This is a genomic window from Occultella glacieicola (genome assembly GCF_004353825.1).
Lineage (GTDB): Bacteria > Actinomycetota > Actinomycetes > Actinomycetales > Beutenbergiaceae > Occultella > Occultella glacieicola.
Window position 1 is genome coordinate 116,193 of the sequence record NZ_SMNA01000009.1, and the last position, 18,302, is coordinate 134,494.

The window sequence follows — 18,302 nt, forward strand, 5'->3', positions numbered from 1 at the left end:
ACCCGCGCCCCGTCACCACCGGCTCACGACCCACCTCGGCCCACCCGCCACCCGGCCCGGGGGGCGGGGGGTGGGGGGTGTGGCGACGGGTAGGCTAGGGCCAGTGCCCGCAGAACCCGCCGGAGACGGCGATCCCGCCATGCCCGCCCCCCACGATCCGCCCCCTCACGCGCTGCCCGGCGGCGCGGTCCGGCGGTCCCTGCTGCTGATCGGACGGGGCATCGCCGCGCAGCCGCGGACGTTCACGATCGCGATCGCGGCGAGCGTCGTGTACGGCGTCGGCCTGGTCGCCTCGGGCTGGCTCCTCGGCCGCATCACCGACGGCGTGGTGCTGCCCGCGATCGAAGGGTCCGGGGTGGCGGGCGCCACCATCTGGTGGGCCGGGCTCGGGTTGCTGCTGGTCGGGGTGGTGACCGCCGTCGGGGTGGCCCTGCGCAGGATCTACGCCGGCATCGGGGCTCTCGACGTGCAGGCGGGGCACCGGCGCCGGGTCACCCGGCAGTACCTCCGGCTGCCGATGACGTGGCACCGCAGGCACCCGGCCGGCCAGTTGCTCTCCAACGCGAACGCCGACGCCGAGGCCGCCGGCGGGGTGTTCATGCCGCTGCCGTTCGCGCTCGGCGTGCTCGCGATGATCATCGTGGCCGGGGTCGCCATGATCGCCGCGGACCCGGTGCTCGGCGTGATCGGGGTGAGCGTGCTCCCACTCGTCCTCGTCGTGAACGCCGTCTACCGGAAGTACATGAGCCCGGCGATCACCCACGTGCAGCATCAGCGGGCGGTCGTCGCCGACGTCGCGCACGAGAGCTTCGAGGCCGCCGCCGTGGTGAAGGCGCTCGGCACCGAGGAGATCGAGGAGCGGCGCTTCGCCTCGGCCAGCGCCACCCTGCGTGACGCGAACATCGCGGTCGGGCGGATCCGGTCGGTGTTCGACCCGGTGATCGACCTGCTCCCGGGGCTGGCCACGCTCGGCGTGCTGGCCGTGGGGGCGACCAGGGTCGCGGCCGGTGTGGTGGACACCGGCGCGGTCGTCAGCACCGCCTACCTGCTCACCGTGATGACCTTCCCGGTGCGCGCGATCGGGTTCGTCCTGGGTGACCTGCCGCGCTCGCTGGTCGGTCACGACCGGGTCTCCCGGGTCATCGACGCCCGCGGGTACCTCGGCCAGGGTTCCCGACGTCTGGGCGGCGCGGGTTCCGCCGGCGTGGGTCTGCGGCTGGACCTCGACGGTGTCGGCGTGCGGGTGCCCAGCCACGACGCCGACGGCGCGCCCACCGAGGTGGACCTGCTCTCCGACGTCTCGTTCACCGTGCCGCCGGGCCGCACCGTGGCGATCGTCGGCTCCACCGGCGCCGGCAAGTCGACCCTGGTCGACGTCATCGCCCGGCTGCGGGATCCCTCGGCCGGAGTGGTCCGCTACGACGGCGTCGACGCCCGCGAGATCGCCGATGCCGACCGGACGGGCTCGATCGCCCTGGTGGCACAGTCGGCGTTCGTGTTCGAGGACACCGTCCGGGGCAACGTCACCCTCGCCGACCGGCCCGGACCCGACGACGACGGCGCCGGTCCGGTCCACACCGACGCCCAGGTCTGGGAGGCGCTCCGGATCGCGCAGGCGGACGGGTTCGTCGCGTCACTGCCGGACGGCCTGGACACCGTGATCGGCGAGCGCGGCGCGTCCCTGTCCGGTGGGCAGCGGCAACGGCTGGCGATCGCGCGCGCCCTGATCCGGCGTCCGAGGCTCCTGGTCCTCGACGACGCGACCTCCGCCGTCGACCCGCTCGTGGAGCAGGCCATCCTGGCCGGGCTGCGCCGCTCCTCCGGCGACGTGACCGTGGTCCTGGTCGCCTACCGCACCGCGACGATCCTGCTCGCCGACTCGGTGGTGCACCTCGAGCGGGGCCGGGTGGTCGACACCGGCGCACACGAGGAGGTGCTCGGACGGGACCCGGGCTACCGGCGCCTGGTGACCGCCTACCAGCGTGGCCGCGAGCAACGGGACGAACGGCGGGTGGCCCGATGACCGCGACCACCCCCGGCGCCAGCGCCCGGATCGAGAGCACCTCCGACCTCGGCGTGCTCGGTACCCTCCGGGCCGGCGTGGCCCTCTCGCCGGCCATGCGCACGGGCATCGGCGTCACGCTGGCCCTCGCCGTGCTCGCCACTGCCGGGCGGCTGATCGTCCCGGTCGTGGTGCAGCAGACCACCGACGCCGGCATCCTCGCCCCCGGTGGGGTGGATGTCGGCCTCGTGCTGCGGCTGTGCGCCGTCGCCGCCGTCGGTCTGCTCGCCGCCGCCGCGTGCACCACGTGGGTGAACGTGCGCCTGTTCCGCGCGGCCGAGGCCGGCCTGCTGCAGCTGCGGGTGCGGGCGTTCCGGCACGTGCACGACCTGTCCGTGCTGACCCAGAACACCGAGCGGCGCGGTTCGCTGGTGTCAAGGGTCACCTCCGACGTGGACACCATCTCCCTGTTCGTGCAGTGGGGCGGGATGCAGCTGGTGCTGTCCACGCTGCAGATCGTCGGCGCGACCGTCGCGATGCTGTTCTACTCCTGGCAGCTGACCCTCGTGGTCTGGCTGGCGTTCGCCCCGATGATCGTGCTCGCGCCGCGTGCGCAGCGGATCCTGAACGTCGCCTACGGCACCGTCCGGCTGCGGGTCGGAGCGCTGCTCGGGCGGATCTCGGAGTCGGTCGTCGGCGCCCAGACGATCCGCTCCTACGGCGCCGGGGCCCGCACCCAGCGCCGCCTCGACGAGGCGATCCGCGAACACCGTGACGCCGCCGTCCGGGCGCAGACCTGGGCGTCGCTCGCGTTCTCCTCCGGGGTGCTGCTGTCCGGTCTGGCGCTGGGGGCCGTCGTGGTCGTCGGCACCCTGCTGGGGATCGGCGGCGACCTCACCGTGGGCGGGCTGCTCGCCTTCCTGTTCCTGGTGCAGATCTTCACCGGCCCGGTGCAGTCCGCCACCGAGGTCCTGAACGAGCTCCAGAACGCCGTCGCCGGCTGGCGCCGGGTGATCTCCGTGGTGCACACCCCCCTGGACATCACCGAGCCCGACGCCGCCGTCCCGGCCGGCCCGCGTGGCCCGGCGACTCTCGATTTCGTCGGCGTCACCTACACCTACCCGGGGTCGCCCGCACCCGTGCTGCACGGCATCGACCTGGCGATCCCGGCCGGTGCCCGCGTCGCCGTCGTGGGGGAGACCGGCTCCGGCAAGACCACCCTGGCCAAGCTGCTCACCCGGATGATGGATCCGGAGACCGGCGCGGTGCGCCTGAACGGTGTCGACCTGCGCGACCTCGCGCTGGCGGACCTGCGCTCGCGGGTGGTGATCGTGCCGCAGGAGGGGTTCCTGTTCGACGACACGATCGCCGGCAACGTCGCCTACGGGCGGCCCGGAGTGGAGGCCGACGGCGTCGCCTCCGCGCTCGAGCGGCTCGGCCTGGGCGGGTGGCTGGGTACGCTCCCGCTCGGCGTGCACACCGCCGTCGGGCAGCGCGGCGAGGCACTCAGCGCCGGCGAACGGCAGCTCGTCGCGATCGCGCGCGCCTACCTCGCCGATGCGGACGTGCTCGTCCTCGACGAGGCGACCTCCGCCGTCGACCCCGCGACCGAGCACCGGATCAACACCGCGCTCGCGGAACTGACCGCCGGGCGCACCTCGGTGGCGATCGCGCACCGGCTGTCCACGGCCGAGGCCGCGGACCTCGTGGTCGTGGTGGACGCCGGCCGGATCGTGGAGTTCGGCCCGCACGCGGAGCTGGTGTCCGCGGGTGGGGTCTACGCGCGGATGCACGCGACGTGGATCTCGGCCAGTGAGTGAGCAGCCCGGTAGTCCGTGACCCGTCGCCGCCGTGGGAGGATCGAGGGCGTGTCGAACCCCACCACCCTGGATCCCTCGATCGCAGCCCGGCTGAAGCGGGACGCCAACGGCCTCGTCTGCGCCGTCGTGCAGGACGACGCCTCCGGTGACGTCCTCATGGTCGGCTGGATGGACGACGAGGCGCTGCACCGCACCCTGACCACCGGCCGGGCCTGGTACTGGTCCCGGTCCCGGGGCGAGTACTGGCGCAAGGGCGACACGTCGGGGCACACCCAGCACGTGCGCTCGGTGGCGCTGGACTGCGACGGCGACGCCCTGCTGGTCCGGGTGCATCAGGTCGGCCCGGCCTGCCACACCGGCACCCGCACCTGCTTCGAGGCCGGTGGCGACCTCGGCGCCGTGGTCGCCGGCCGGGCCCCGGGGGCCACCCGATGAGCGGCGCGCCCTCGGGCCCACCGGACGGTTCCGCCGGGCCGGCCATCGCCTGGGGCGAGACCTGGCCCTCCGCGGCCGGGTTCCGTGATCTGGCCGCCGACCGGCGGGTGATCCCGGTGGTGCGCCGGATCCTCGCCGACGACGTCACGCCCGTGGGGCTGTACCGCCGGTTGTCCTCGGGCCGGGCCGGCACGTTCATCCTGGAGTCGGCGGCCTCGGACGGCGTGTGGTCGCGCTGGTCCTTCGTGGGGGTGTCCTCCCGGGCGATCCTCACCGAGGTCGACGGGCGGGCCCACTGGTACGGCGACGTCCCGGTCGCGGTGCCCCGCACCGGTGACGTGCTCGAGGTTCTGCGCGAGACGCTGCGGGTGCTGCACACCCCGGCGCTGCCCGGCCTGCCGCCGCTGACCGGCGGGCTGGTCGGCGCACTCGGCTGGGACGTGATCCATCACTGGGAGCCCACCCTGCCGAGGCTGGCCCGCGAGGAACTGGACGTGCCCGAGGTGGCCCTGTGCCTCGTCGGGGACATGGCGGCGGTGGACCACAACACCGGCGACGTCTGGCTGATCGCGAACGCGATCAACTTCGACGACACCGACGAGCGGGTCGACGAGGCGCACGCCGACGCCGTCGCCCGGCTCGACGCGATGGCGGCCGCGCTCGTGGCGCCGGCGCCGTCCCGGGCGATGGTCACCCTCGAGGGTGCGGCCGCGCAGGAGCCCGAGCTGCGGTTCCGCACCGAGCGGGCCGACTTCGAGGCAGGGGTGCTCGCGGCCAAGCAGGCGATCACCGACGGCGAGGTGTTCCAGGTGGTGCTGTCCCAGCGCCTGGAACTGGACTGCGCCGCGGACCCCTTGGACGTGTACCGGGTGCTGCGGACGATCAACCCGAGTCCGTACATGTACTTCCTGCACCTCGGCGATCCCGGGGCGGACGGGCTCGGCGACTTCCATGTGGTCGGCTCGAGCCCGGAGACCCTCGTCAAGGTGACCGGCCGGGACGTGATCACGTTCCCGATCGCCGGCTCGCGCCCGCGGGGCGACACCCCGGCGCAGGACCGCGAGCACGCCGACGAGCTGCTCGTGGACCCGAAGGAGCGTGCCGAGCACCTGATGCTCGTGGACCTGGCCCGCAACGACCTCGGCCGGGTCTGCGAGCCCGGCAGCGTGGCCGTCGTGGAGTTCATGGAGATCAAGCGGTACAGCCACATCATGCACATGTCGTCCACGGTCACCGGGCGGCTGCGCCCGGAGTCGACCGCGGTGGACGTGTTCACGGCGACGTTCCCGGCGGGCACGCTCTCGGGGGCACCGAAGCCGCGGGCGATCGCCCTCATCGACGAGCTGGAACCGGCACGCCGCGGCATCTACGGCGGCACGGTCGGCTACTTCGACCTGGCCGGTGACCTGGACATGGCGATCGCGATCCGGACCGCGCTGATCTCCGACGGCGTGGCCAGCGTGCAGGCCGGCGGGGGACTGGTCGCCGACTCGGTCCCGGAGGCCGAGTACTGGGAGAGCCGGAACAAGGCCGCCGCCGCGGTACGGGCGGTGCAGATCGCCGCCGGGATCGGGGCGATCGCACCGTGACGCCCGCGAGCCGGCGCCGTCGGTTGGGCCGGGGTCCGGCGGTCCTGATCCTGCTCGTCGCGGGGGCGGCGCTCCTGGTCACCACCCTCGGCACCTGGGTCACCGCACCGGTCGCGGCGACCCTCGGGACCGAGACCGTCAGCGTGGCCGGCACCGCCGCGGTCCCGCCGGCAGGCTCGGTCGCGCTCGTGGTCCTGGCCGCTGCGCTCGCCCTCGGCCTGTCCGGGCCGGTGGTGCGGATGATCGCGGCCGTGCTGGTGGCCCTTGCCGGGGCGGTGGCCCTGGTGTCCGTGCTGGCGTTCCTGCGGGACCCGGCCACGCCGGCACAGGCGGCCGCGGGCGAACTGGTCGGCGTCCGTGAGATCAGCGGGGAGCCGAGCGTCACCGTCCTGCCCTACCTGGCTGCGTGCGTCGCCGCCGGGATCCTCCTGATCGGCATCGCGCTGCCGTTCCTGGTCGGGCGGTGGGGCCGGGTCGGACGACGCTACGAGCGCGACGGCTCGGGTGGGGCCGGTCCGGCTGCCGCGCCGACCACCCCGGAACGGGCCGGGACGGACGTCGACCGGCCCACCGGATCGGCGCGCACCGCCCGGATGGACGACTGGGACGCGCTGAGCCGGGGCGAGGACCCGAGCGAGGGGCCGGACCGGTAGTCTGGTCGCGCCGAGCACGACCATCGCGAAGGGCCAGAGCACCATGACGAATGAAGCCATCACCGAATCCACGCGGCACTCTGCGGATTCGGTGGCCGGCGGGCACTACGCCGCCGAGAACCTGCCGGCCGCCCCGCCGTCCAACCACGGCCGCACCGTCGCCGGCTGGACCCTGTTCTGGGCCGGGGTGGTCGGTTCCCTCGTGGTCGGCGTCGCCTTCATCCTGCAGAACGTGACGCTCGGCGTGATCGGCGGCGTCGTCATCGTCGCCGGGTGCGTGGCCAGCGCGATCCTGCGCGCCGTGGGCTACGGCCAGATCGAGCGGAACTCCGGGCGGAACGCGTAGCGGCGCGATGTCCTACCCGCCCGTGCCGCCGTCCAGCGGCGGTGTGAACCCCTACGACCCGCAGGAGCCGTACGAGAGCTCCGGTTCCGGACGGAACCAGGGCCCCACGGACGCGGACCGGTCGTTCGTCGAAGGGCCGCAGCCCTGGGACACGCCGGCACCCGGCGCCTACGGTCAGCACCAGTACGGCCAGAACCAGTACGGACAACCCCAGTACGGCCAGGCCCAGTACGGACAACAGGGCTCGCCCTACACCGCCGGGCCGCACGGGTACTACGGACTGTCCGCGTCGAGCCGGAACGGCACCGCCACCACCGGCCTGGTCCTGGGGATCGTCGGTTTCTTCCTCGCGTGCATCCCGCTCGTCGGGCTCGGCCTGGGCATCGCCGCGATCGTCAACGGCACGAAGGGGCGCGCACTGGCCGCGGCCGGCCAGGCGACGAACGGCGGCTCGGCCACGGCCGCCATCGTGCTCGGGGTGATCGCCGTCGTCGGCGGCATCTTCTGGATCCTCCTCTCGCTCTCCCAGGGCTACTACGGGTGAGCGTGGAGGCCACGGCGCCCACCCGGGACCGGCGACCGCCGGTGCTGATCGGCGCGGGCGTGGCCGCCGCCACGGTGCTGCTCGCCCTGGTGGACCCGCACGACGGCGGTTACGGGTTCTGCCCGATGCTGCGGCTGACCGGGTGGTTCTGCCCGTTCTGCGGGGGCCTGCGGACCACACACGCACTGGCCACCGGCGACCTCGCCGGGGCCTGGGCCGCGAACCCGGTGCTCGCGATCGTGTTGCCGCTCGCCGCCCTGGGCTGGCTCTGGTGGCTCGTCCGGGTCTGGCGCTCGGCCCCGGCCCGTCCGCTACCGGGGTGGGTGGCTCCCGTGGTGGGCGCCGGCCTGCTGGGCTTCACGCTGCTGCGCAACCTGCCGGCGTTCGCGCCCTATCTCTCCCCGCTCTGAAGCCCCACCCCGGCCACGTGAGACGCGTCCAGGGCCCGTCAGGTTTCGGCATACGATGGTGGCCGACCAAGGGAGAGGCGGATGGTGACCGTTCTTGAGGAGATCGTGGCCGGGGTCCGGGAGGACCTCGCGGTGCGCGAGGCCGCGACACCGCTCGAGCAGGTGAAGGAACGCGCAGCGGCTCGCCCCTCGGCCAAGAACGCCCTGGACGCGCTCGCGACGGACGATGCGGTCACGGTGATCGCCGAGGTGAAACGGTCCAGCCCGTCCAAGGGTGCCCTTGCGGATATCGCCGATCCGGCCGGTCTGGCCGCCGACTACGAGTCCGGCGGGGCCTCCGCGATCAGTGTGCTCACCGAGGGCCGCCGGTTCGGTGGCTCACTGGCCGACCTCGACGGCGTCCGAGCCGCGGTGGACGTGCCCGTGCTGCGCAAGGACTTCATCGTCACGCCCTACCAGGTCTGGGAGGCCAGGGCCCACGGCGCGGACATCGTGCTACTGATCGTCGCGGCCCTCGAGCAGACCGTGCTCACCTCCCTGACCGAACGGGTGCACTCGCTCGGCATGACCGCCCTCGTCGAGGCCCACACCGCCGAGGAGGTGGACCGGGCGGTGGATGCCGGCGCTCGTCTGCTCGGGGTGAACACCAGGAACCTGCACAACCTCGAGGTGCGTCGGGAGGTGTTCGCCGAACTGGCCCCGCGGATCCCGGACGGGATCGTCAGGGTGGCCGAGTCGGGGGTCCGGGGACCGCACGACCTCATGGACTACGCCCGCTGGGGCGCCGACGCGGTGCTCGTCGGGGAGGCCCTGGTGACCCAGGGCGACCCACGTGCGGCCGTCAAGGACATGGTCGCCGCCGGGACCCATCCGTCGCTTCGGGCGGTGCGTAGCCGGTGAGCGAGCAGACGCCCAGGTCCGCCGCCGAGACCGCGCTGCGGGACGCCGTCGGCCCGTACTTCGGGGACTTCGGCGGCCGGTTCGTTCCCGAGGCCCTGATCGCCGCGCTCGACGACCTCTCGACGGCGTGGGACAAACTCTCCGTGGACCCGAGGTTCGTCGAGCGGCTGGCCGCGCTGCACCGCGACTACACCGGTCGGCCGAGCCCGATCACCGAGGTTCCGCGGTTCGCCGAGCACGCCGGCGGGGTCCGGGTGTTCCTCAAGCGGGAGGACCTGAACCACACCGGCTCACACAAGATCAACAACGTCCTCGGGCAGGCCCTGCTCACCGAGCAGGTCGGCAAGACACGCGTGATCGCCGAGACCGGCGCGGGCCAGCACGGCGTGGCCACCGCGACCGCCGCCGCACTGTTCGGCCTCGAGTGCACGATCTACATGGGCGAGGAGGACACCCGCCGGCAGGCGCTCAACGTCGCCCGGATGCGGCTGCTCGGCGCCGAGGTGGTCTCGGTGACCACCGGCTCGCGGACCCTCAAGGACGCGATCAACGAGGCGTTCCGGGACTGGGTCGCGAACGTCGAGACGACCAACTACGTGTTCGGAACCGCCGCCGGACCGCACCCGTTCCCGGCCCTGGTCCGGGACCTGCAGAAGATCATCGGCGAGGAGGCCCGCGAGCAGCTCACCACGCGGATCGGGCGGCTCCCGGACGCCGTCGTCGCCTGCGTGGGCGGCGGATCGAACGCGATCGGCATCTTCAACGCGTTCCTGGACGATCCGGACGTGCGGCTGGTCGGCTGTGAGGCGGCCGGCGACGGTGTCGAGACCGGACGCCACGCGGCCACCATCAGCGCCGGCACCCCCGGGGTGCTGCACGGCGCGAAGACCTATCTGCTCCAGGACGAGGACGGGCAGACCATCGAGTCCCACTCGATCTCGGCCGGCCTGGACTACCCGGGCGTCGGGCCCGAGCACTCCTGGCTCGCGAGCATCGGCCGGGCCGAGTACCGGCCGGTCACGGACGCGGAGGCGATGGAGGCGTTCCGGCTGCTGACCCGTACGGAGGGCATCATGCCCGCCATCGAGAGTGCGCACGCCCTCGCCGGGGCGATCACGCTCGGGCGTGAGCTCGTGGCCGGCGGAGCCGACCCGGCGCAGACCGTGCTGCTGGTCAGCCTGTCCGGTCGGGGTGACAAGGACGTGGAGACGGCGGCCGAGTGGTTCGGGCTCGTGGACTCCGACGCCCCGACGGGCGAGCACGAGGACGGGAGCACGAGCGCATGACCCGAACCCAGACCGCGGGGTCCGCGACCGCCGCAGCGATCGACGACGCCCGGGCGCAGGGCCGCGCCGCGCTCGTGGTGTACCTGCCGGTCGGCTACCCGGATGTGGACGGCTCGATCGCCGCGGCCCGGGCCGCCGTCGAGTCCGGCGCCGACATCGTCGAGCTCGGACTGCCCTACTCCGACCCCGGCCTGGACGGCGTGGTCAACCAGGAGGCCATGCAGGCCGCCCTCGAGGGCGGCACCCGGACCACCGACGTGCTCCGGGCCGTCCGCGAGGTCGCCTCGACCGGGGCGCCGACGCTCGTGATGACGTACTACAACCCGGTGCTGCGCTACGGGGTGGACCGCTTCGCCGCGGACCTCGCCGCCGCCGGGGGAGCCGGCCTGATCACCCCCGACCTGATCCCGGACGAGGCCGGGGAGTGGCTCGAAGCCGCCGAGGCCCACGACCTCGACAAGGTGTTCCTGGTGGCGCCCAGCTCCACCACCGAACGGCTGTACCTGACCGTCGCCGCAAGCCGGGGCTTCGTCTACGCGGCCTCCACGATGGGGGTCACCGGAGCCCGCGCGAGTGTGGGCCCCAAGGCCGAGGCGCTGGTGGCCGCGACCCGGGCGGCCGGTGCCGAACGGGTCTGTGTGGGCCTCGGGGTCTCGACCGGTGACCAGGCCGCCGAGGTGGCCGCCTACGCCGACGGCGTGATCGTCGGCTCGGCGATCGTGCGCACCCTGATCCGTCCGGACCGGGACCGCGACGCGGCCCTGGAAGACCTGCGCCGGCTCGTCGGCGAACTCGCCGAGGGCGTGCGATCGGCCCGCCCGCTGACGTCCGGTGGTCCGCGGCGATGAACATCCTGATGCGGGTGAGTGCCGAGTCCGCAGGTTCGAGCGGCGGATTCGGCGGCATCCCCAGCCCCACACAAGGGGTCTGGTACCTCGGACCGATCCCGATCCGGGCCTACGCCCTGGCGATCCTGGCCGGCATCGTGGTGGCGGGCTTCATCGCGATCCGTCGGTACCGGGCCCGCGGCGGACCCGAGGGCGCCGTCCTCGACGCGATCTTCTGGGCGGTGCCGTTCGGCATCATCGGGGCGCGGATCTACCACGTGTTCTCGTCCCCGGACGCGTATTTCGGACCGAACGGTGACCCCTGGCTCGCCCTCCAGATCTGGAACGGCGGTCTCGGCATCTGGGGCGCGATCCCGGCCGGCGCGCTCGGTGCCTGGATCAGCCTGCGCCGCGCCGGCCTGCGGCTCGCCCCGTTCGCGGACTCGCTCGCTCCCGCGCTCGCGGTGGCACAGGCGATCGGCCGGCTCGGGAACTACTTCAACGAGGAGCTGTTCGGGTCGCCGACCACGCTGCCCTGGGGCCTGCAGATCTCCGAGGGGACCCTACGTGCCCAGGGCATGGACTTCCCGGCCGGCACCCTGTTCCACCCGACGTTCCTGTACGAACTGCTCTGGAACCTCGCTCTCGCCGGCGTGCTGGTCTGGCTCGACCGCCGGTTCCGGCTGGGGCACGGCCGGGTGTTCTGGCTCTACGTGTTCGGGTACACCCTGGGCCGCGTCTGGATCGAGTACCTGCGCATCGACGAGGCCGAGGAGGTGCTGGGGCTCCGGCTGAACGTCTGGACCTCGATCATCGTCGGTCTGGTCGCCCTGATAATCTTCATCGTGATCTCCCGCCGCCACCCCGGGCGGGAGGAATCGATGTGGCTGCCCGGTCGCGAACCGGACGAGGCCGACACGGATGACGACACCGAGACCGGCGCTGCGGCCGACGACGACCAGGCCGGCGCATCCGACGCCTCCGGCCCAGCCGGGACCGGCGGCACCGCCGACGCAGGAGAGGCCCCCGAGACCTCCGAGAGCGATCAGGTCGCCGACGCCGAGGAGCACGACATGAGCGACGAGACTCCCGCGGAGACCGTCGAGCGCCCCGGCGACCTCGAGCAGACCCGGACCCGGGCCAGTGCGAAGGACCCGCTCCCCGAGGACGACCCCGGTCGGTGAGCCAGGTGGGCGCACCATCGGTTCGACCCGTATTTCGCCCAATTCACATGGCCGTAACACATCGGAAACACGGGGCGTGCATCCTCTGATGGTCAGCGGAGAGTAAAGTCTCCGCCGCAGGTGGGTCGACGGCGTCCCAACAAGCAGTGCAACCGATGCCGCGGAGCCCCCGATCCCCGCGGTGGTGAGGATGATCGGATGAACAGGTCCCCGCAGTCCCGACGTGCGAACAGCCCTGCCGGTGTTCCGAGGGTGGGCGAGGTGCCCAGCGCCTTCCGAACCTTCAGCGCGGTGCCCGAGAAGCAGGGCCTCTACGACCCCGCCCAGGAGCATGACGCCTGTGGTGTGGCGTTCGTGGCCACCCTCCGGGGTACCCCCGGACGCGACATCGTCGACGCCGGGCTGACCGCGCTCGCCAACCTCGACCACCGCGGTGCGGTCGGCGCCGAGGAGAACTCCGGGGACGGGGCGGGCATCCTCACCCAGATCCCGGACGCGTTCGTGCGGGACGTCGTCGCCGCCGAACTGCCGAAGCCGGGTCACTACGCGATCGGCATCGCGTTCCTGCCCGCCGACGCCACCGAGGCCGCCGCCGCACAGGCCGGCATCGAGGAGATCGCCGCCCAGGAGGGCCTGGACGTGCTCGCCTGGCGCGACGTCCCGGTCGCGGCCGACCTGGTCGGTCCGACCGCCCGCGCCTGCATGCCCACGTTCCGCCAGCTCGTGGTCGCCGACCCGGCCCGGGAGCTCTCCGGGATCGACCTGGACCGGCGCACCTACCGGCTGCGCAAGCGCGCCGAGCACACCTGCGGGGTCTACTTCGCGTCCCTGTCCGCGCGGACGATCGTGTACAAGGGCATGCTCACCACGACGCAGCTCGAGCCGTTCTTCCCGGACCTGTCCGACCCGCGCTTCGCCTCCGAGATCGCGCTGGTTCACTCGCGCTTCTCCACCAACACGTTCCCGTCCTGGCCGCTGGCGCACCCGTTCCGGATGGTCGCCCACAACGGCGAGATCAACACCGTTCGCGGGAACCGGAACTGGATGGCCGCGCGGCAGGGGACCCTCTCCTCGGACCTGCTCGGGGACGTCCGGGACCTGTTGCCGATCTGCAGCGAGGCCGAGAGCGACTCCGCCAGCTTCGACGAGGTGCTCGAACTGCTGCACCTGGGCGGCCGGTCGCTGCCGCACGCGGTCCTGATGATGATCCCCGAGGCCTGGGAGAACCACGCCTCGATGAGCGCGGCCCGGCGCGCGTTCTACCGGTACAACTCCACGATCATCGAGCCCTGGGACGGCCCGGCCGCGATGTGCTTCACGGACGGCCGGTACATCGGCGCGGTGCTGGACCGCAACGGGCTGCGGCCCGGACGGTTCTGGATCACCGACGACGGGCTCGTGGTCCTGGCCAGCGAGGCGGGCGTCCTCGACATCGACCCGGCCCGTGTGGCCCGCAAGGGACGGCTCGCGCCCGGGAAGATGTTCCTGGTGGACACCGGCTCCGGCCGGGTCATCGAGGACCAGGCCATCAAGAGCGAGCTCGCCGACGGACACCCGTACCCGCAATGGCTCGAGGAGAACCTGGTCACGCTCGAGGACCTGCCGGACCGTGAGCACGTGGCGCACTCCCGCTCGTCCGTGCTGCGCCGCCAGCAGACCTTCGGGTACACGGAGGAGGAGCTTCGGATCCTGCTCCGGCCGATGGCGGCCAGCGGCGCCGAGGCGCTCGGCTCCATGGGCACCGACACCCCGATCGCCGTGCTGTCCTCGCGACCACGGCTGCTGTTCGACTACTTCAGCCAGCTGTTCGCGCAGGTCACCAATCCGCCCTTGGACGCGATCCGCGAGGAGCTCGTCACCTCCCTCGGCGGGGCGATCGGCCCCGAGCCGAACCTCCTGGAGGACGCGCCCGCGCACGCACGCAAGCTGATCGTGCCGTTCCCGACGATCGACAACGACCAGCTCGCCAAGATCAAGCACGTGCAACGCACCCCCGGCCCGGGGCGCGGGTTCGAGGCGGTCACGATCTCGGGCCTGTACCGGGTCGGCGGCGGCGCCGCGGCCCTCGAGACCCGGCTCGAGGAGATCTTCGCGGAGGTGGACGCGGCCGTGGAACGGGGCGTCTCCTTCATCGTGCTCTCCGACCGGGAGTCGGACGCCGAGCTCGCACCGATCCCCTCCCTGCTGCTCACCTCCGCCGTGCACCACCACACCCTGCGCCGGCAGACCAGGACCCGGATCAGCCTGCTGGTCGAGGCCGGCGACGTCCGCGAGGTCCACCACGTGGCCCTGCTCATCGGCTACGGGGCGGCCGCGGTGAACCCCTACCTCGCGATGGAGAGCGTCGAGGAACTCGTGCACTCCGGCGTGGTCGAGGGGGTCACCCCCGAGCAGGCGGTCAAGAACCTGATCAAGGGTCTCGGCAAGGGCGTGCTCAAGGTGATGAGCAAGATGGGCATCTCCACCGTGCACTCCTACCGCGGTGCCCAGGTGTTCCAGGCCCTCGGTCTCTCCTCCGAGCTCGTCGAGAAGTACTTCACTGCGACGCCGTCCCCGCTCGGGGGCGTCGGCCTGGACGTCATCGCCGCCGAGGTTGCCGCCCGGCATGCGATCGCCTACCCGAAGAGCGGCATCACCGCGGCGCACCGGCGCCTGCAGGTGGGCGGCGAGTACCAGTGGCGCCGGGAGGGCGACCCGCACCTGTTCGACCCGGAGACGGTGTTCCGGCTCCAGCACTCCACCCGGACCCGACGCTACGACGTGTTCCGCGACTACACGCGGCGCGTCGACGACCAGGCCCGCCGGCTGATGACCCTGCGAGGACTGTTCCAGTTCCGCGAGGGCGTGCGGGCTCCGGTGCCGATCGAGGAGGTCGAACCGGTCTCGGAGATCGTCAAGCGGTTCTCCACCGGCGCGATGAGCTACGGCTCCATCTCCATGGAGGCGCACGAGACGCTCGCGATCGCGATGAACGAACTCGGCGGCAAGTCCAACACGGGTGAGGGCGGTGAGGACGCCGAACGGCTTCACGACCCCCGACGGCGGAGCGCCATCAAGCAGGTCGCTTCCGGTCGGTTCGGGGTCACCTCGGACTACCTCGTGAACGCCGACGACATCCAGATCAAGATGGCGCAGGGCGCCAAGCCGGGCGAGGGCGGCCAGCTGCCCGGGGCCAAGGTCTACCCGTGGGTGGCCCGGACCCGGCACGCGACTCCCGGCGTGGGGCTCATCTCGCCGCCGCCGCACCACGACATCTACTCGATCGAGGACATCGCCCAGCTGATCCACGACCTGAAGAACGCGAACCCGCAGGCGCGGGTGCACGTGAAGCTTGTCTCGGAGGTCGGCGTCGGGACGGTCGCCACCGGGGCGTCCAAGGCGCACGCCGACGTGGTGCTCATCTCCGGCCACGACGGCGGCACCGGGGCCAGCCCGCTGACCTCGCTCAAGCACGCCGGCGCGCCCTGGGAGATCGGTCTTGCCGAGACCCAGCAGACCCTGGTCATGAACAACCTGCGGGACCGGATCGTGGTGCAGGCCGACGGCCAGCTGAAGACGGGTCGGGACGTGGTCGTGGCCGCGCTCCTTGGCGCCGAGGAGTTCGGTTTCGCGACCGCGCCGCTGGTCGTCTCGGGGTGCGTCATGATGCGGGTCTGCCATCTGGACACCTGCCCGGTGGGCGTGGCCACCCAGAACCCGGAACTGCGCGCCCGGTTCTCCGGCAAGCCCGAGTTCGTGGTCACCTTCTTCGAGTACATCGCCGAGGAGGTCCGGGAGTACCTGGCCGCCCTCGGGTTCCGCAGCATCGAGGAGGCCATCGGCGCGATCGACGCGCTGGACACCCGCGCCGCGGTGACCCACTGGAAGGCGTCCGGGCTCGATCTGAGCCCGATCCTGGCGCGGCCGGAACTGCCGGAGGGCTCGGCGCCGCGTGCCGTCCGCGGCCAGGAGCACGGCCTCGAGAAGGCGCTAGACAACGAACTGATCGCCGCCGCCCGGCCCGCCCTGGACGGTGGCGAGCCGGTGCGGTACACGACCCGGGTGCGGAACGTGAACCGCACGGTCGGGACCATGCTCGGGCACGAGATCACGAAGCGTCACGGCGCGGCGGGGCTCGCGGACGGACTCATCGACATCACCCTGCACGGCTCGGCCGGGCAGTCGTTCGGTGCGTTCCTCACCCCGGGCGTGAGCCTTCGGCTGTTCGGCGACGCCAACGACTACGTCGGCAAGGGGCTCTCCGGCGGCCGGATCGTGGTCCGGCCCGACCGGGACGCGTCCTTCGCCCCCGGTGAGAACGTCATCGCCGGCAACGTGATCGCCTACGGCGCCACGTCCGGGGAGATCTTCCTGCGCGGGCTCGCCGGCGAGCGGTTCGCGGTCCGCAACTCCGGGGCGACCGCCGTCGTGGAGGGGGTGGGCGACCACGGCTGCGAGTACATGACCGGCGGCACGGTGCTGATCCTCGGCCCGACCGGACGCAACTTCGGGGCGGGCATGTCCGGCGGCACCGCCTACGTCCTCGACCTGGACCGGGACCTCGTGAACGGTCCCGCGCTCGCCGCCGGCGACCTGTCCCTCGACGAGCCCGACGAGGAGGACCTGAACCTGGTGATGGACCTCCTCGCCCGACACGCCGAGCACACCGGCTCGCGGATCGCAGCCGAGCTGGGCGACGACCGGGAGGAGGTGCGGCGCCGGGTCACCCGGGTGCTGCCACCGGCCTACGCCCGCGTCAACGCCGTCCTCGCCGATGCCCGTGCCGACGGCGTGGACGTCAGCGAACCCCACGTCTGGACCCGAGTGCTGGAGGCGACCCATGGCTGACCCCAAGGGATTCCTGAAGATCCGCGAGCGGGAGCTCCCCGTCCGCCGGCCGGTCCCGGTCCGGCTGATGGACTGGAAGGAGGTCTACGCCAAGCGTGCGGAGGACGCCGACGCCCTGACCCGCCAGGCCGGCCGGTGCATGGACTGCGGCATCCCGTTCTGCCACAACGGCTGCCCGCTCGGGAACCTGATCCCGGAGTGGAACGACCTCACCCGGACCGGCCGCTTCGACGAGGCGATCGAGCGGCTGCACGCCACGAACAACTTCCCGGACTTCACCGGGCGGCTGTGCCCGGCGCCCTGCGAGACCGCGTGCGTGCTGGGCATCAACCAGCCCGCCGTCACGATCAAGAACATCGAGCAGTCGATCATCGACAAGGCGTTCGACGACGGTCTCGTCACCCCGCAGATCCCGGACCGGCTCACCGGTTCCACGGTGGCCGTGATCGGCTCCGGCCCGGCCGGGCTGGCCGCCGCCCAGCAGCTGACCCGGGTGGGGCACACGGTGGCCGTCTACGAGCGCGACGACCGCATCGGCGGCCTGCTTCGCTACGGCATCCCCGAGTTCAAGATGGAGAAGCGTCACGTCGACCGGCGCCTCGAGCAGATGGCCGCCGAGGGCACCCGGTTCCGGCCGGGCGTCGAGATCGGCGCGAACGGTGCCCTGACCGGGACCGAACTGCTCGAGCGGTACGACGCCGTCGTGCTCGCCATGGGCGCGACTGTGCGCCGGGACCTACCGGTGCCCGGCCGGGAGCTCGCCGGCATCCACCAGGCCATGGAGTACCTGCCGCAGTCGAACCGGGCCACGGCGGGGGACCTGGTCCCGGACCAGATCACCGCGGCCGGCAAGGACGTGGTGGTCATCGGTGGTGGGGACACCGGCGCGGACTGCCTCGGCACCGCCCTGCGCCAGGGCGCGACGAACGTGGTCCAGCTCGAGATCATGCCGCGTCCCACCGAGGACCGGCCGGACGGGCAGCCCTGGCCCACCTACCCGATGATCTACCGGGTCTCCAGCGCCCACCAGGAGGGTGGCGAGCGGGTCTACGCCACCTCCACCGTGGAGTTCGTCGGTGACGCCGACGGCAACGTCAAGGAGCTGCGGGTCGTCGAGGTCGACATGACCTCGGGTCGACCGGTCCCGGTCGAGGGCACCGAGCACGTCATCCCGGCCCAGCTTGTGCTGCTCGCGATGGGCTTCACCGGCGTGCCGACCACGGGTGTCGTGGAGCAGCTCGGACTCGAGGTGGACCAACGGGGCCGGATCACCCGGGACTCGGAGTTCGCGACCTCGGTGCCCGGGGTGTACGTGGCCGGTGACGCCGGGCGCGGCCAGTCGCTCATCGTCTGGGCGATCGCCGAGGGACGGTCGGCGGCCGCCGCCGTGGACACCTACCTGCGTGGGCACACGGAGCTGCCCGCACCGATCGAGCCCACCACGGTCTCGATCACGGTCTGAGTCCGACGATCCGGGTG

14 protein-coding genes are annotated in these 18,302 nt (G+C 72.6%); all 14 read left to right on the forward strand.

What is annotated here, in order from left to right; genetic code table 11:
• Positions 1-103: 103 nt before the first annotated feature.
• The 14 genes from EXU48_RS18105 (at position 104) to EXU48_RS18170 (ending at position 18,285) form a co-directional block, all read left to right on the forward strand.
• Positions 104-2,023 (forward strand): ABC transporter ATP-binding protein, encoded by a 1,920-nt coding sequence (locus EXU48_RS18105; RefSeq protein ID WP_328591658.1) that lies wholly within the window; start codon positions 104-106, stop codon positions 2,021-2,023.
• Positions 2,020-3,822, forward strand: a complete 1,803-nt coding sequence (locus EXU48_RS18110) for an ABC transporter ATP-binding protein (RefSeq protein WP_133109088.1) — start codon at positions 2,020-2,022, stop codon at positions 3,820-3,822. Before EXU48_RS18105 ends, EXU48_RS18110 begins: the two co-directional genes overlap by 4 nt.
• Before the next feature lie 39 nt (positions 3,823-3,861).
• On the forward strand, positions 3,862-4,257 hold the full coding sequence (gene hisI, locus EXU48_RS18115; protein ID WP_207947818.1) for a phosphoribosyl-AMP cyclohydrolase: 396 nt from the start codon (positions 3,862-3,864) through the stop codon (positions 4,255-4,257).
• Positions 4,254-5,846 carry an anthranilate synthase component I gene (locus EXU48_RS18120; protein WP_133109090.1) on the forward strand — a complete coding sequence of 531 codons (1,593 nt, stop codon included), beginning with the start codon at positions 4,254-4,256 and terminating at the stop codon, positions 5,844-5,846. The genes hisI and EXU48_RS18120 overlap by 4 nt, the downstream gene beginning before the upstream one ends.
• A complete protein-coding gene (locus EXU48_RS18125; RefSeq protein ID WP_165962885.1) occupies positions 5,843-6,499 on the forward strand; it encodes a Trp biosynthesis-associated membrane protein in 657 nt (218 codons plus the stop codon). Before EXU48_RS18120 ends, EXU48_RS18125 begins: the two co-directional genes overlap by 4 nt.
• A gap of 43 nt (positions 6,500-6,542) precedes the next feature.
• Positions 6,543-6,845, forward strand: coding sequence for an HGxxPAAW family protein (locus EXU48_RS18130; protein ID WP_235857117.1), 303 nt, complete (start codon positions 6,543-6,545; stop codon positions 6,843-6,845).
• A gap of 7 nt (positions 6,846-6,852) precedes the next feature.
• The gene (locus EXU48_RS18135) at positions 6,853-7,389 is read left to right on the forward strand and encodes a DUF4190 domain-containing protein (protein WP_165962877.1); all 537 of its coding nucleotides are present in this window, start codon (positions 6,853-6,855) and stop codon (positions 7,387-7,389) included.
• Positions 7,386-7,799, forward strand: coding sequence for a DUF2752 domain-containing protein (locus tag EXU48_RS18140; protein WP_133109092.1), 414 nt, complete (start codon positions 7,386-7,388; stop codon positions 7,797-7,799). Before EXU48_RS18135 ends, EXU48_RS18140 begins: the two co-directional genes overlap by 4 nt.
• 84 nt (positions 7,800-7,883) lie before the next feature.
• Positions 7,884-8,699 carry an indole-3-glycerol phosphate synthase TrpC gene (trpC, locus tag EXU48_RS18145; protein ID WP_133109167.1) on the forward strand — a complete coding sequence of 272 codons (816 nt, stop codon included), beginning with the start codon at positions 7,884-7,886 and terminating at the stop codon, positions 8,697-8,699.
• Positions 8,696-9,985 (forward strand): tryptophan synthase subunit beta, encoded by a 1,290-nt coding sequence (trpB, locus tag EXU48_RS18150; protein WP_207947811.1) that lies wholly within the window; start codon positions 8,696-8,698, stop codon positions 9,983-9,985. Before trpC ends, trpB begins: the two co-directional genes overlap by 4 nt.
• Positions 9,982-10,833 (forward strand): tryptophan synthase subunit alpha, encoded by an 852-nt coding sequence (gene trpA, locus EXU48_RS18155; RefSeq protein WP_133109093.1) that lies wholly within the window; start codon positions 9,982-9,984, stop codon positions 10,831-10,833. Before trpB ends, trpA begins: the two co-directional genes overlap by 4 nt.
• Positions 10,830-11,996, forward strand: a complete 1,167-nt coding sequence (lgt, locus tag EXU48_RS18160; RefSeq protein ID WP_407938749.1) for a prolipoprotein diacylglyceryl transferase — start codon at positions 10,830-10,832, stop codon at positions 11,994-11,996. The genes trpA and lgt overlap by 4 nt, the downstream gene beginning before the upstream one ends.
• 198 nt (positions 11,997-12,194) lie before the next feature.
• Positions 12,195-16,823: a glutamate synthase large subunit gene (gltB, locus tag EXU48_RS18165; RefSeq protein ID WP_133109094.1), complete on the forward strand. Its 4,629-nt coding sequence runs from the start codon at positions 12,195-12,197 to the stop codon at positions 16,821-16,823.
• A complete protein-coding gene (locus EXU48_RS18170) occupies positions 16,816-18,285 on the forward strand; it encodes a glutamate synthase subunit beta (RefSeq protein WP_133109095.1) in 1,470 nt (489 codons plus the stop codon). Before gltB ends, EXU48_RS18170 begins: the two co-directional genes overlap by 8 nt.
• Positions 18,286-18,302 lie beyond the last annotated feature (17 nt).

What these genes read in the sequence shown, in the direction of transcription:
- trpA (WP_133109093.1), top strand. Translation starts at nt 9,982, where the DNA reads ATGACCCGAACCCAGACCGCGGGGTCCGCGACCGCCGCAGCGATCGAC.
- lgt (WP_407938749.1), top strand. Translation starts at nt 10,830, where the DNA reads ATGAACATCCTGATGCGGGTGAGTGCCGAGTCCGCAGGTTCGAGCGGC.
- EXU48_RS18135 (WP_165962877.1), top strand. Translation starts at nt 6,853, where the DNA reads ATGTCCTACCCGCCCGTGCCGCCGTCCAGCGGCGGTGTGAACCCCTAC.
- EXU48_RS18170 (WP_133109095.1), top strand. Translation starts at nt 16,816, where the DNA reads ATGGCTGACCCCAAGGGATTCCTGAAGATCCGCGAGCGGGAGCTCCCC.
- gltB (WP_133109094.1), top strand. Translation starts at nt 12,195, where the DNA reads ATGAACAGGTCCCCGCAGTCCCGACGTGCGAACAGCCCTGCCGGTGTT.
- EXU48_RS18120 (WP_133109090.1), top strand. Translation starts at nt 4,254, where the DNA reads ATGAGCGGCGCGCCCTCGGGCCCACCGGACGGTTCCGCCGGGCCGGCC.
- EXU48_RS18110 (WP_133109088.1), top strand. Translation starts at nt 2,020, where the DNA reads ATGACCGCGACCACCCCCGGCGCCAGCGCCCGGATCGAGAGCACCTCC.
- EXU48_RS18130 (WP_235857117.1), top strand. Translation starts at nt 6,543, where the DNA reads ATGACGAATGAAGCCATCACCGAATCCACGCGGCACTCTGCGGATTCG.